General features: G+C 44.0%; 11 protein-coding genes. 5 read left to right on the forward strand and 6 right to left on the reverse strand.

All coding sequences use genetic code 11. The features are described from left to right. The first annotated feature begins 331 nt into the window (after positions 1-331). Positions 332-2,917, forward strand: a complete 2,586-nt coding sequence (locus FN961_RS09625) for a Calx-beta domain-containing protein (protein WP_144039966.1) — start codon at positions 332-334, stop codon at positions 2,915-2,917. A gap of 137 nt (positions 2,918-3,054) precedes the next feature. On the opposite strand, the gene FN961_RS09630 is transcribed toward FN961_RS09625, so the two are convergent. Continuing rightward, on the reverse strand, positions 3,055-3,804 hold the full coding sequence (locus tag FN961_RS09630; protein ID WP_144039967.1) for a class I SAM-dependent methyltransferase: 750 nt from the start codon (positions 3,802-3,804) through the stop codon (positions 3,055-3,057). Positions 3,805-4,065: 261 nt separating this feature from the next. On the opposite strand from FN961_RS09630, the gene FN961_RS09635 reads away from it, so the two are divergent. From FN961_RS09635 to FN961_RS09645, 3 genes are all read left to right on the forward strand, one after another. Beyond that, positions 4,066-6,366: an OmcA/MtrC family decaheme c-type cytochrome gene (locus FN961_RS09635; protein WP_229814646.1), complete on the forward strand. Its 2,301-nt coding sequence runs from the start codon at positions 4,066-4,068 to the stop codon at positions 6,364-6,366. Between the two features lie 161 nt (positions 6,367-6,527). Continuing rightward, complete coding sequence (locus FN961_RS09640) at positions 6,528-7,763, forward strand: winged helix-turn-helix domain-containing protein (RefSeq protein ID WP_144039968.1); 1,236 nt, start codon at positions 6,528-6,530, stop codon at positions 7,761-7,763. A gap of 60 nt (positions 7,764-7,823) precedes the next feature. Further along, positions 7,824-8,666, forward strand: coding sequence for a 23S rRNA (adenine(2030)-N(6))-methyltransferase RlmJ (locus FN961_RS09645; protein WP_144039969.1), 843 nt, complete (start codon positions 7,824-7,826; stop codon positions 8,664-8,666). A gap of 55 nt (positions 8,667-8,721) precedes the next feature. Here FN961_RS09645 and FN961_RS09650 read toward each other — a convergent pair whose 3' ends face one another. Continuing rightward, positions 8,722-9,093 (reverse strand): nuclear transport factor 2 family protein, encoded by a 372-nt coding sequence (locus tag FN961_RS09650; RefSeq protein WP_144039970.1) that lies wholly within the window; start codon positions 9,091-9,093, stop codon positions 8,722-8,724. A 77-nt stretch (positions 9,094-9,170) separates the two neighbouring features. After that, the gene (locus FN961_RS09655) at positions 9,171-10,055 is read right to left on the reverse strand and encodes a LysR family transcriptional regulator (RefSeq protein ID WP_144039971.1); all 885 of its coding nucleotides are present in this window, start codon (positions 10,053-10,055) and stop codon (positions 9,171-9,173) included. Positions 10,056-10,181: 126 nt separating this feature from the next. Between FN961_RS09655 and FN961_RS09660 the strand changes: the two genes are divergently transcribed. After that, positions 10,182-11,582, forward strand: a complete 1,401-nt coding sequence (locus FN961_RS09660; RefSeq protein ID WP_144039972.1) for an MATE family efflux transporter — start codon at positions 10,182-10,184, stop codon at positions 11,580-11,582. On the opposite strand, the gene FN961_RS09665 is transcribed toward FN961_RS09660, so the two are convergent. From FN961_RS09665 to FN961_RS09675, 3 genes are read right to left on the reverse strand one after another with little or no spacing between them, the layout of a single operon-like run. Beyond that, positions 11,579-12,472: a lytic transglycosylase domain-containing protein gene (locus FN961_RS09665; RefSeq protein WP_229814645.1), complete on the reverse strand. Its 894-nt coding sequence runs from the start codon at positions 12,470-12,472 to the stop codon at positions 11,579-11,581. The two genes, FN961_RS09660 and FN961_RS09665, sit on opposite strands and share 4 nt — an antisense overlap. Further along, entirely contained in the window at positions 12,473-13,483 is a 1,011-nt protein-coding gene (locus FN961_RS09670; RefSeq protein ID WP_144039973.1) for a DUF3137 domain-containing protein, read from the reverse strand. A 4-nt stretch (positions 13,484-13,487) separates the two neighbouring features. Beyond that, positions 13,488-14,057: a LemA family protein gene (locus FN961_RS09675; RefSeq protein WP_144039974.1), complete on the reverse strand. Its 570-nt coding sequence runs from the start codon at positions 14,055-14,057 to the stop codon at positions 13,488-13,490. Positions 14,058-14,280: the final 223 nt, after the last annotated feature.

Here is a 14,280-nt window from a genome sequence, read left to right on the forward strand (position 1 = left end):
AAAAAATACTGTCGCCAAAATATTGACACTCTGTGTATATAGTGTAACATTTTATTCCACTAGCACAAATAACCAGCCCACAACCAGATATGGATCAAACAATCCTCAAATACGGTGAAGCGCAGTTCTTTAAGCTTAATTAACCATGCCGAATCAGATATAACGCCTCGAATAGAATCAACTTTCTAATGATGAGATAACACTCTGACATTGAGAAAAACATCTTAATACAATGTTTTTCAATGGTTTCTTTATATAAGTAAGAAACGAAAATTGCATATTGAATTTTCGTTATTCAATTAATTGATCTGTTGTACTGGGAACACCGAATATGAATAAACTAATGCTAAGCACGCTTATCTCAAGTTGCTTAATTAGCACTGCAGCTTCTGCAACTGTACCGAGTTGTTTAGGGGAGATGTATGGCATCAACAATAAAGGTTCAGCGAAGATATTTAAGCTGAACAGTACGCTGACTTCGGTTGAAGAGCATTCAGATGCTTTGGCAACTTCAGCTGCACTGGCTTACAGTCCTAATGAGAGTCGACTCTACTATGTCACTCGCCCCATTTACGGGAAAAGCCGTTTAATCTATGTTGATTTAGACACTAACCTGCACACAGATCTCGGCTATACCAAGCATGTTTATCGCTTAACCTTCTCTCCCGATGGCAGCACCTTATACGGTTCAAAAGGGAGCTCCCTGTACACTATCGACACTCAAACAGCTGAAGCGACGCTTTTAGGTAGACTCACAGGATTTCCTCACCACGTTGATAAAAGAATGGGTGACATTGCCTATGTTGGTGATGATTTACACCTGATAAGTAAAAAGCGAATCTTTAAAATCAACCTCAATACCTTAGAAGTTGAGCTCGTCGCAAAACATCATATTAAGCATGTAAACGGTGCTGAGTACGGTGGGGAAAACAAGCTGATTTTAACTAGAGCTATTGGCGGAAGAAGCAAACTCTTTGAATATGACTTAGTCACCAAGAAAAAACGCTACCTATCAACGGTACATGCACGCCTTAATGATTTAGCGTTAGATACCAGCTCTTGTACTGCCCCAGGTGAAATCGTTGTCGATGAACTAACAGCAGACAAAACTCAGGTCGATGAAGGAGACTTTGTTGATTATACAGTCACCCTAACTGGCCCAACTGAGGAAGCTAGAGGTCTGAACCTTTCTTTTGTACAAAATGGTACTCAAGTTAAAGTCGATCACAGCAGCTTAGTCTCTGTCAGTTTTGATGGCGGCATTACTTGGCCAGATATCATTGATATCAATACGACAGCCAGACTCGAGCTACCAGTAGGAACAAGCTCGGTTATGCTACGAGTGTTAACCTTGGTTGACGGCAGAGATCCTGGTGAAGAGATGGAGCTGCAAGCATGGCTCAAAGATGATCAAGACGATTTAGCATCAAGTGTTATTCCACTCATCGATAGAGCAAATGATCCCACGCTGGATGGTCAATATATCAGTGCGATGATTACTGATGTTCCAGAGATACTTGAAGGCGAATCCACCAGCACTAAAATTCAGCTCATCAGAGAAACTGATCGCAACACACCAATGCATATTCAGTTTATAAACCACTCTGCTAAAAAAGCTGAAGACATCAATCAGATTGTCCAGATTTCATATTCTAACGGCGTGACTGATTTCCAGTATGATCTCGACCTGCTCGACTTTAAAGTACTCAATATTCCTACAGGCGTCAGTGAGCTAACTGTAACCTATCAAGCACTTGAAGATGATATTATCGACTGTAACGAAGACTTCTATTTTGCAGCTTGGATTGTGGGCAGTGGTGTTGATTACTTCAAACATAAAGTCGATATTATCGATGAAGCAAGTCAGTGTACTCCAGCACCAGAAGAAGTTGAGTTCACACTTACCGCTGTTACTGATACCGTCGAAGAAGGCAATTACGCTGAATTTGAAGTCACACTAGATGAAGAATTAGCAACTGATGCAACGCTAACAGTCTCAGCCACTGCCGACAGTGCAGACACTGAGGATTACGAGTTAGTCACCTACGAACTTATGATCCCAGCCGGACAGCTTACTGCTGACATCGATATCTTTACCATAGATGATTCGGATTTTGAGCCGACTGAAACATTTACCTTAAATGTTGCAGCGAAAACAAATACCGTTGGTTCTCACAGTTTGCCGGTTTACATTACCGACAATGATCCAGAGCCTGCAGCTGAATTTAGTGTAGACGCGGTGACTGATAACGTTACTGAGGGCCAAACAGCTCAATTTACAATTAACTTGAGTAACACGCTAACGACTGATGCAACAGTAAACGTCAGTGCTGTAGCAGGTTCAGCTGGCAGCAGTGACTATAGCTTTACCAATGAAGCCTATATCATCTATGCAGGTCAAACTTCGGTAACTGTAAATGTACCAACAGTAGACGACAGTCAATATGAAGGAACTGAAACATTCAGTTTCAACGTCACTGCGGGAACAAATACAACGGGTTCTACGAGCAACACAGTCACCATTAACGACAATGACCCTGTTCCACAGCAGTGTATGAGAGTGTCTGGTAATGGGCTCTATTTTGCTCCAGGACTCAATGTTCGAGTCGATCACGTTAGACATGCTTTAGATAACCAAAGATTTATCTTCAAGAAGAATGGTTCAAACCAAACTGGTTGGGTTTATCCGGTTGATAACCAATGGAGACACCTAACAAACGTTTCTGGCGGAAGTACATATACTGTAGATTATCAATACGATAAGAGTAACAACGGTCATTGGGCTAACAATGCATGTCGTGCCGTCATTAAATCAGCTGGCCATGGTGAAATACAGTGTGACGATGTGTTCTTGCCAAGCTGGGATGACACCATCATTAAGTTCACTTACAGCGGTAATTCAAGCTGTTCGAACTAATACCAAGAGCTAACATACTCAGGGTAAAGCTAATGTTGTAATGTTGGTAAGACCAAAAGATAGCGCCAACATCTAGTTAAAAACAAACAGCCTGCAAATATGCAGGCTGTTTTTTGTCTAATGAATAATGACTTACTTTATGCAGTCATTGCCGCTTTCACGTAGACATCGAAGCGATTTTTCTTGGTCGCAATCACCATACTCGGTTTCACACCATCCAAGTCTTCGGCGTAATCAGGGCGCTTGACCACAACACGTTTACTGGCCAACGCCATTGCGGGTGCGAGCAGGCCATCGGCATCGAGATCGGCGCCTACCAATGATTGAAACACGCGCATCTCTTTTTTCACTAGGGCTGATTTTTCACGGTGAGGATACATAGGATCCAAATACACCACATCAACCTCTTCGCCCAACGCAGCAACAGACTCTAAACTGGAACCATGTACCAATCGCATACGTTCTTGCATCCAAGCACCTATCTCTGCACTTTCATAGGCGCGGCGCAAACCATCTTCCAATAATGCAGCCACCACAGGGTGACGCTCAACCATGGTCACATTACAGCCTAAACTCGCCAACACAAATGCATCTCGGCCAAGACCCGCAGTGCCATCGACAACACTCGGGTTAACCCCTTGCTTCAGGCCAACAGCTTTGGCAATTGACTGACCACGACCACCACCAAATTTGCGTCTGTGCGCTACAGCACCGGAAACAAAATCAACACAGATCCCATTGAGCTTAGGCTCATCGCGTTTATTTAACACAAGACAGTTATTTTCAAATACCAATTCAAACTCGGCATTGGCGTCAAATACAAGACCCCAGCGCTCACAAGCAGACTCGAGTGTTGGGTAATGGCGATTAAAGAAAATGCTGGTCACAATTAGACTCTATTGTTGAATATTGACCAACGAATGATACCACTCCTCAATCAGAAACAATATCGACTACATGGCACTCATAAGCCTAATCTTGCGTCATTTTCTCCCCTAAAACGCCTCAAAATAGCTCAAAGAAGCTGAAATTCACCTAATAAACTTCAAGATAACTATAAATAGGTAGCTGTTCACATCGTGAGATTCACGCTTAGGGCACACTTTTTTGAGTCGTTGATGAATCAAGCGACATTAAAAGAGAGATAAATGATGATGAGCACAAAAAAATTCACAACAAAGCTGTGTTATGCCGCGTTGCTTACCGCTTGCTCAATGAGCATGTTGGCTTGCTCCGATGGTGAAGACGGTAAAACAGGCGAAGATGGTAAGCCCGGTAACGACGTGACGACACAGGCAAAAGCCTTAACCGTCACGATCGATAAAACCTCGATCACCGACAATATCTTAAGCATCAACTTTAGTGCTGAAAATGAACAGGCTATTCCAGTCGTTAAAATTGCAGCCATTAAAATAGACGCTGCACAGTTGTTGCCACAAGCTCTGGGCGAACGTTCGCAATGGCAAAAGCTGGCGAGTGAAACTTGCTCACCTGAAAAAAGCTGTGATGGCACTTTAGTCGACAACATGGACGGCAGCTATGTCTACACCATGCATGCATCACTCGTCGCTGGCGATATTAGCCATGATGCTGAATTTACTCAGCGCTTACTGTTTAAAGTGCTAGAAACCGACAATATCCCTGCAACAGAAGTGATTAATGACTTTAAAGTCAACGGCAGTGAGGTCACTGATAACCGTGGCATCATTAATGGCGACTCATGCTTAAGTTGTCATGATGACATTGCTTCAATTAAACATGGCGGCGAGAACATTGAAAACTGCGCCAGCTGTCATGCCAGCAATAATATGACCGACCCCGCAAAAGTATGGCCTGTGCTCGCGCACACTGCGCATATTGGTATCACACCACAAGCGTTGGGTAACTGTACTACTTGTCACGCAAAAGAAAGCAGTGATAGCCAGCCACAAGCGACTAACTGGAACCAAGTACCAACTCGTGAAACTTGCTCAAGTTGCCATGACATGGCAACAAATCCCGTTTATGACCACCTCACTCAACCTGATAATGGCAATTGCTTGACCTGTCACTCACCAGAAAACACTTATAACGTGCACTTAGGTAAATCAGAAAAAGCCATGGCAGAAGATGAGCGAAATATCGTTAACATCAGCCTTGAACAAGCTAAGTTAGTCGAAAAAGCGGGTCAGCATTTTGCTGAGATCAGTTTTTCTCTACTTGATAGGCAAGGCCAACGCATTAGCGTGCCCAATAATAATCCAGCCGATGCACTGTGGATTAAAAACTTACAGCTATACGTCAACTGGGGCACTTCAGTCGACTTTACCACCAGCCGTGGTTACAGCATTTTTGTAAAAAGTAACAAGAAAGACATCACTCAAGATGGCAGTGACGGCATTACTCCAACTGGTGAGCGGGCACGTACGCCACTAGAAAAATCTGAAGGCAATGTGTTCACTTATCTAATGGGCCCTGTTGTCACTCAAGACCAGTTCTCTGGTGATCTCCTTGCCGATGCGGGCTTTATCACTAACCGTTTAATCTACTGCTTCGACGATGCTCAGAACCTCGTCAGCTGTGATCAAGCGGGTCACGCTAAGAATGCAGAGGCTAACAAACGCTGGTTCTTTAATAAGGATGGACTAACTGATGCTCCTGAAGCTAAGCGTCCTTTGATTGTTAGTAACAAAACCTGCGGCACTTGCCATGGCTATGATGAGTTCAACGACAACTCAGAGCTTGCCTGTCGCAGCTGTCACAGCCGCAATACTAACATCAACAAAGAGCTCGCTGACACAACTTGCTTCTCAGGTCACGACCACGATGAACTTGGTGAGCATGTACGTCCATTTGAAGAGCGCGCGATGGTGCCAGGCGGTAAGCCTGGATTCCTCAGCTCTACTGCAGATATCATCGACCCTTGTTTGGCTTGTCATAATCCCAATACCCCACCAACGCAGGCGATTCGTGAGATGCATACTAAGCCTAGTGATTGGGATTACGTTGAACAATTAACGGTAAGCCACCCTGATCATAAAGTGTGGATGCACTCACTGCATACCAATCAACGCGTAACTCAAGATCGTGAAAATGGCGTGCGAAATATCGAATTCCCAGCGGATAAAGCCAACTGTTATCGTTGCCACGAAGGCGATACCTTTGGTGTCGAACGTCTCACTGCGGTTGGTCGTCCATTAGCCCTCGACTTAGACTACAACCCTGATTCAAGAGCCAGTCCGGCAATTGACATCACCGTTGACGCTTATAGCTCTCCGGTATCTGCAACCTGCTACGCTTGTCATGCTAAACAGGAAGATGCCGACGGTAAGCTGGTGATCAACAAAGCTGTGCGTGCTCACATGGAACAAAATGGAGGCCGATTTGGTGTGGCAGCCAACGAGCTACAAGTTGAAGCCTGTGCAGTTTGTCACTCAGTAGACAACCTCAAGAAGGTGCACAACCTATAAAATTGATATCCCTGCAAGTATATCAAGCCACCCAAATCTGTTGCGTTGGGTGGCAACCTTTATCAAAATCAAGAAGTTGATCATACTTTACAGGCAAATATTTCCACGCTAGCTCACCTAAGAATATACTGAATTAGATCACCGTCTTGTTTGGAAACCTTGTGCAGCTAACACCACAGTTAAGCCTTAACGTCACCCAACAGTCTCTATTTGATGCTGATGATTCGTCACGTATTGAGCTCAGCTATGCGGAAACTGCTGTTTTACATCTGATGCTCAAGCATCAAGGAATCCTTGTCACTCGCGAAGCGTTATTAGACGCGGGTTGGCACGAACGTGTTGTCTCTCCCTCATCGTTACAACAGTGCATCAGTGTTCTGAGAAAAAAGCTCGCTAATTATCCCGAGGTCGAACTTAAAACCATTCCAAGGCACGGTTATGTATTGCACCTTACGGGACAGGACAAAGATAAGCCTCTATTAAAGAAACCTAAAGCGATGGCAATATTCGGGATAGCGGTTATCGCCTGCATTTTGCTACTCAGCTACGCTTATATTAGCCACCATCAAGCCCCCTATAACGAAACCCTCGTTACCAGTAAAATCAGCGATATTGAAGGCACCACTCGAGTGTTTACGACAACAAACACTAAGATAAAATCTGCTGAATCGACCAACCAACGTTTAGCGAACCAAATAACTCACGAACCTCACTGGCAAGCTCCCTTTAAAACCTTCACCAGCTTCGCGTTACTCAGCGACAAGATGGACAGTTTTGCCATCTGTCCCGATGCTCAACACCAAGAGTGCAGTGGTAAACAGCTGATAAATATTAGCAGTGAGAAAGGCCATGGTGGCCAGCTCGATTTATCGAATTTTCTGACCACTAAGATACGGATGGAACAGAAAACCTATAACAAGTTGGATCTACCTGAACTTAAGTTGCATAAGGGAGAGTTAAACGAGCAGATTTATCACGGCGATCTGTACTTCTCTATTGATGATCACCAACTGGTGCGCAGTGATATCCGCATTTCGTTAGTCGATCTGACACCAGATAGCGGAATTTTCTACTTTGCAGCCTGCATCACCGACGAAGACTGCTATACCACTCCAATCCGATATGAAATCCGTGGCCAATTTAAGCGTACTTCAGAGAAATGGCAGCAACGCACAGTAGAGCGTTTTGATATTGAAGTTGATAAAACAACACTCTCCTCACCCAACGCACTGTCTGACACCGCACAAATTATCTATCTTGCATTGAGAAAACAGCACCTTACTCAGGCAGAGCTTAGTTTCTATCGTGTCTATCAAGATGACGGTACTGCCGTATGGCAACTGCCATTGGTGAACGATAATATCATGTGGATGCAGAGACAAACCCTTCAATTATGATCCCCTCTTCGAGTTAGTATATAATCTCCTCCTCTTTACCCTGTAGGCCAATAGAACCCAATGTTAAGTTACCGCCACGGCTACCATGCCGGCAATTATGCCGATGTATTAAAACACTCTGTTTTACTGCAAGTGCTTAAACTGATGCACAAGAAACCAACACCTTTCGCCTATATCGATACTCATGCAGGTGCCGGTGGTTATGCGTTAACGGATCAGTTTGCACAAAAGACAGGCGAATACTTAGAGGGTGTGGCCAAACTGTGGGGCAAAGAAGATCTACCTGAGCCATTGGCTGAGTATCTTGCCGATGTGATTCACTTCAACCAAGGTAAGCCGGAACTGGCTTTCTATCCGGGCTCACCAGCGTTTGTTGATATGAACCGTTATGAAAAAGAGCGCATGGTATTGCATGAACTTCATGGTGCTGACTACGCTTTGCTAGAAGAGCAGTTCACCGGCGATCGATACATACGTATTGTAAAAGATGATGGATTAAAGGGGCTAATCGCAGCCGTCCCTCCTCGTGAACGACGGGGCGTGATCTTAATCGACCCAAGTTACGAGATGAAAACTGATTACCAAGATGTGCCAAGTGCAATCATTAAGGCCCATAAAAAGTTCTCAACTGGGGTGTATATGCTCTGGTATCCCGTGGTAAACCGCGCCCAAACCGAAGGCATGTTGAAATTACTCGCCCAGAGTGGCATTAAGAATCAGCTTCGCATCGAACAAGCGGTGAAAGCCGACAGTGATGAGTTTGGTATGACAGCGGCGGGATTGTGGATCATTAATCCTCCTTGGCAGCTCGATACCAAGGCAAGCGAGATACTGGATTACCTCTCACCTCTATTAAACCAAGGTGGCGGCAAGGTGACGATGAAACTCGAAGTCCCTGAGTAATTTTTAAACCAATAGAGTCAGCTAACTAAGCTGGCTCTTTTGTTTAAAGTATTCGTTAAAATGCCTCGCATGGCGTCCCTTGATGAAAAATCAATTGCCATCTTCCATCCTCCTCTTTCCAGAGTGAGCTGCGCAGGGAATAGCGGGTAATAAATTCGTTAGGTTTAAGGATAGTCGCACGATACAAAAGCTGAGCCAAATCTGGCGCTAGCATTCTCAACTCAAAATCTGTGGCACTAAATTCCGGACATTTTACCTGAGGTAGCCGGATTAATACCTCCTCCTTACCAAAGCGAATCCCTGAACCGCCAAACTCCAGAAAATCATCATGGATTAAGGCTGAAAGCTCTTTAGCCGACGTTCTGACTTCAGATTTAAGCAGATAGAGTTCAAGCTCAATGAGCTGTTGCTTCAAACCAGTTAACATGGCTTCACCTTATCATTCCCTTCAGCCTATGGACTTATTCAGCTGCGGAATATGAGATTTGTGATTGAATCTATTAATTATTCGTTTGTTCTAAACATGGACTCAATCTCTAAAAAGATCCACTCCATAACTGGACCATAAGCTTTATCACGTCGATTAACGATCCCAATTTCAACTAAAAGTGGAGTGGGAATGTACTCAGTAGACAACTCAATGATGTCACCTGTATACCATTCTGAGTTGGCGATATGCTCGGGAACCAACGCCCAACCAACCCCCCTGATAACCAGTGCCGTCATATAGTAATAACTATCGATGTACCAATGATTTGCTGAAAGGGCTTTTGCCTGACTATTTCCGATTCGATCACGAATAACTAACTGTCGATACTGATTCAACAGCTTAATTTTCGGTGCTGGGTACTGAGCTAAGGGATGATTAGGCGACACGATAAGCGACTGCTTGAACTGCCCAATAGACATAAACTCTAACGAGTTTGGCAGCTCTTCAGCAAGAAACAGTATCCCCATATCCGCTTTACCTTCATCGACCCATGAGCTTATGTCATCTTGTGAGCCATTGATGATGGTCAACTTTAGCAGCGGGTACTTAATTGATACCTTTTCAAACAGAGATTCAAATGCATTAATCGGCACAGCTTCATCTAATGCGACCGTCAATGCGATCTCCTGACCCGAAGCAAGTGTCATCGCGCGAGATTCTAGCCGTTGACACTGATCCAATACCGCCTGAGCCTCGAGATACATATCTTCACCATAACGCGTCAGCACTGGCAACCTGGCACTGCGATCAAAAAGCTCGAAACCGAGATCAGCTTCTAGATTACTAATCGCTGTACTGATCCTCGATTGTGCTCGCCCTAGCTTTCTTGCAGCAGCCGAAAATGAGCCATGCCTGACCGATAACACAAAAGCCTCAAGCTGATATAAGCTCCAATTCATCGCTCTCTCCATGGTGAAATTGGCTAAATACTTCACCAGTCTATACGAAAAACGGATACCAACTAACTTATTCAATCCGATAATTGAAGATACTCTTGCGCATCTTTCCAATATTAGTAGAAGCTCATGCTCGCCCATCAACCATCACAGAACCCGATGTCTACCTCCATCAATCGTACATTTTGGCGTTATGCCATACCGTCGGTCGCGGCAATGTTGGTCAATGGTGTTTATCAGATAGTCGATGGTATTTTTATTGGACAATACGTGGGTTATCAAGGCTTAGCTGGTATTAACATGGCTTGGCCCATCATCTATGTGTTTGCGGGCATTGGTCTTATGATCGGCATGGGCTCTGGGAGTTTACTCTCGGTCAGTCGTGGTGAAAATACCCATAAACACGATTCTGAAGAAGCGAATTCAGCCAAAATAAATCGCACCTTAGCCAGCGCGCTTATTCTCATTCTAGCTTTTGGACTATTAGGCACTATTGCGCTTAGTTTTAGTGTTGATTCATTATTACAGTTGCAAGGTGGAACAGGGCAAACCCTGATAATGGCACAGCAATATACGACCCCTTTTATCTGGTCTCTGCTGTTTACCATTCTTGCTTCGGCTCTCCCCATTTTAATCCGTAATGATGAAAGCCCCAATATTGCGACGGGACTGATGGTCATGGGTGCTTGCTTGAACATTGTGCTGGATTATCTGCTCATTGTTCAATTTGATTTGGCGCTACACGGCGCTGCCATTGCCACTATTTCGGCACAAGCAGCCGTGTCTATTGGCGGTATAATCTATTTTCTATCGTCAAAAACCAGCGTTAAATTTGTCGCTTCCAAGTTCACATTCAACGCTAAACTTGCCAGACAAATTTTGATATTGGGCGCCTCCAGCTTTGTGATGTATCTGTACACTAGCTTTGTGTTCGCACTGCATAATCGGCTTTTTATGGAGTATGGGTCGTCATTAACCGTTGGGGCTTTTGCGATCGTCGGATACCTAATGGTGCTCTATTACTTTGTTGCAGAGGGATTGGGCGAAGGTATGCAGCCACCGGTTAGCTTTTTCTTCGGCGCTAGAGAACCTAAAAATATCAAACGTATGGTGATACTTGCCGCTAAAGTCTCTATTTCAGCTGGGCTACTTTGGGTGTTGATATTAAATCTATTTCCAAACGCGATCATCGGACTCTTTAACAGTGATGACAATGCGCTGCTGCAAGAGACTATTTCAGGCATTCAGATGCATCTATTTTCGATGTTCCTAGATGGATTTGTCGTGCTGGCAATCATGTATTTCATGGCGGTAAATGAGGGGACAAAAGCTTTATGGATATCGATTAGCAATATGCTGATTCAATTACCATTTCTCTATGTGCTCCCTAAGCTGCTGGGAGTTAATGGTGTCTGGTTGGCCATGCCAATATCCAATGTGGTGATCTTTGCTATTGTCGCCCCGATGGTCTGGAGACACATTAACTCAGCTATCGAAGCGGACAATAGTCGAATATTGAGTACGGCTTAACCTAGATTTTGATACCGTTTGAATAGTATTTTAACTCGCTCAACATAGGCAATGGTTTCTGGATAAGGTGGGATTCCATTGTACTCTGTGACCCTTGTAGGGCCTGCGTTATAGGCAGCGCAGGCCAGTTCAATATCACCATCAAACTGTTTGAGCATTTTTGCCAGGTATTTAGCCCCGCCATCAATATTCTGCGCAGGTTTAAACGCATTTTCCACCCCAAGCTCTTCCGCAGTGTCTGGCATTAACTGCATTAATCCCATGGCACCCGTTTTAGAGATAGCATAAACATCAAAAGCAGACTCGGCATGGATCACCGCACGGATGAGTGCAGGTTCCAGCTGATAATTTTTTGCAGCACGCTGTATGAGATCATCGAAACGTTTCGAATAAAGCGGCATCCTTTTCCAATCAAGGTTTGAATCAGGTCTGCAGGCATAGCAATCATACAGGATCACTTGATACTTGCGCGATCCAGGGGCGTGGTCGGTAAATACTGCAACACCATTTTTATCTTGATACTGGTACACCTTCACTCGGTCATCCGCTGTTGTTTCTAGGGTATATTGTTTTGAGGCACTACTGTTATCCAACATATGTCCAGATACAACTGGTGGATTTTTACCGCCTAAACTAGCTGGATTAACGAGGCTATTGGCACGGGGAACTGATTGTTTGATCTTTAGTGCACTGGCATTATTTAAGACTTTTTTTTCAACGTTCTCTTTGTCTATCGCTACCGCTTGACCCGTGACCACCAGCCCACTAGCCGAACGACTCGCTTTATAATGGGGTTTATCCGCAGCTTGAACCGTATGCAGGAAAGCAAAGCAAAATGAGAGCACAAACATGAAGCCATATCGTCTTCTCTCACTGCGCTTTAATATCATCTATAAGCCCGTGTATTCATCGAGTTTGAGTACTTCAATCATAGCAAAGAGTTGTCGCATCTCTTTATTTATCTGGCTAAATTCATATTCGAAGGTCGCACCATTAAAGATAGAACCTAACTCAAATCGGTTCTCACTGCTTGCCAACATAATAAGCAACTTATCTTCATAAAATGCGCACTGGATCTTGCCAGAGAAGCAACTAGCCAGCTCTTGCAGTCGCTCCATAAAGGTCACTGTTAATAAAAATCGAGCCTCGATTTGATCGGACGAGAACACATCAAACTGCTTTTCAAATCTAACATCTTCAAGTTTTGCTCGCGATAAGCTCTTAAAAGAATCAGAGAGAAAATTGATGAACCCACCGCGAGTTTTTACCACAACCGTGTGCCCAGTGAACTTTTTGTGGCTGCTCAACTGTACCATCACCCCTCTAAATACCCTCTGGGTCTCGTTGCGTTTATCTCGCTTCACCTCTTTAGTTAACTCAAGCTCGTTGATCGCAATTTCAATCCCTTTATACGTCCCCCGAACATAGTCCTCAAAATTGGCATCATCATAATAGGGAAGTAACTTAGAGCGCTTCAATGTCGATAAGCTCATGCTGTCAGTTGGGCTAAAGGTAAAGTCATCACCGAAATAACGAAAAATCTTAGGGTAAACTAGCTCTTTTACACCGGATTTATAACGTGAAATAGGTTTAGAGGACCACCAAACAAGCGGGATAAGAGGAAGGAAAAAAAAGACCCAAGGAATATCCAGTCGTTGCTGATTATCAATCAAAATAGCGACAGAAAATATCGCCAAGAAGATAGCGATACTCATGTACATCCGCTGTCTAAGGGTCTTTAACATCGCCACACGTCGATTCTCAAACTTACGCGTTAACGGTTCAATATGTTCATCGTAATGGGCCTGCAGTGACACAAGCTCATCGCCAGCAGCAACCAAGGACTTAGATTGACGCTTAGCCTTGATAGGCGCGCCGAAAATGAAACTAACAATATTCATTGGATTAATTCAGGTAATCGCCAGCATTCACTGGGGCTTTAGCCGCCTCATCAGCCTCATAGAAAGGCATGACTTTAATATTCGCCATCGAAGCGATAATTGAACCGGGGAAGATTTCCACAGCATTGTTCAGCTCAGTCACCGCAGCATTATAGAAACGGCGTGCGGCTGAGATATGAGCTTCAACCTCGTTATAGGTCTGCATAGCTTGTAGCATGGTATTATCAGACTTTAACTCAGGATAGTTCTCAACAGTCACCATTAGCTGGCCCATCTTACTGTTCAGACGTTCAGCGGCAGCGAGATGTTGTTTAATCTCATCGGCATCACCAGTGTCATAGCTATTGGTCACTTGAGTTCTTAATTCAGTGATCTCGGTAAGCAGTGACTTCTCATGATCCATAAATTTCTTAGCGATGGTTAAAATGTTAGGAACAACATTCGCCCTTTTCTTCAGTTGTACATCAATCCCTGACAGTGCTTCACGACCCGCATTGCGTTTCTTCACTAGGCTGACGTACCAAAGGTAGGCAATGATAACAACCAGGCCTAAACCTAATAACACTCCATCCATATTATGTCCTTATTATTTTTTTAATTACGACTACACGTACTTAACCCATTAACATCACCTATTTTCTTCTCTATTTCCAGATATTTATCAGCATGAATATACTAAATGGATGGGTGCGAATTGTGCATATTTCATAAAACTTGCCTACAAATACCATCCAATCCCCATCTCAAGCCAATGTAATGGAGGAGATAATGTTAATTTTGCAATTAAAGCGCTTAAA

The organism is Shewanella hanedai (assembly GCF_007197645.1).
GTDB classification, from domain to species: Bacteria; Pseudomonadota; Gammaproteobacteria; order Enterobacterales; family Shewanellaceae; genus Shewanella; species Shewanella hanedai.

Excerpts from the sequence above, each read along its gene's own strand:
- FN961_RS09625 (WP_144039966.1), top strand. The coding sequence starts at position 332 with ATGAATAAACTAATGCTAAGCACGCTTATCTCAAGTTGCTTAATTAGC.
- FN961_RS09635 (WP_229814646.1), top strand. The coding sequence starts at position 4,066 with ATGATGATGAGCACAAAAAAATTCACAACAAAGCTGTGTTATGCCGCG.
- FN961_RS09645 (WP_144039969.1), top strand. The coding sequence starts at position 7,824 with ATGTTAAGTTACCGCCACGGCTACCATGCCGGCAATTATGCCGATGTA.
- FN961_RS09650 (WP_144039970.1), bottom strand. The coding sequence starts at position 9,093 with ATGTTAACTGGTTTGAAGCAACAGCTCATTGAGCTTGAACTCTATCTG.
- FN961_RS09655 (WP_144039971.1), bottom strand. The coding sequence starts at position 10,055 with ATGAATTGGAGCTTATATCAGCTTGAGGCTTTTGTGTTATCGGTCAGG.
- FN961_RS09660 (WP_144039972.1), top strand. The coding sequence starts at position 10,182 with ATGCTCGCCCATCAACCATCACAGAACCCGATGTCTACCTCCATCAAT.
- FN961_RS09665 (WP_229814645.1), bottom strand. The coding sequence starts at position 12,472 with ATGATATTAAAGCGCAGTGAGAGAAGACGATATGGCTTCATGTTTGTG.
- FN961_RS09670 (WP_144039973.1), bottom strand. The coding sequence starts at position 13,483 with ATGAATATTGTTAGTTTCATTTTCGGCGCGCCTATCAAGGCTAAGCGT.
- FN961_RS09675 (WP_144039974.1), bottom strand. The coding sequence starts at position 14,057 with ATGGATGGAGTGTTATTAGGTTTAGGCCTGGTTGTTATCATTGCCTAC.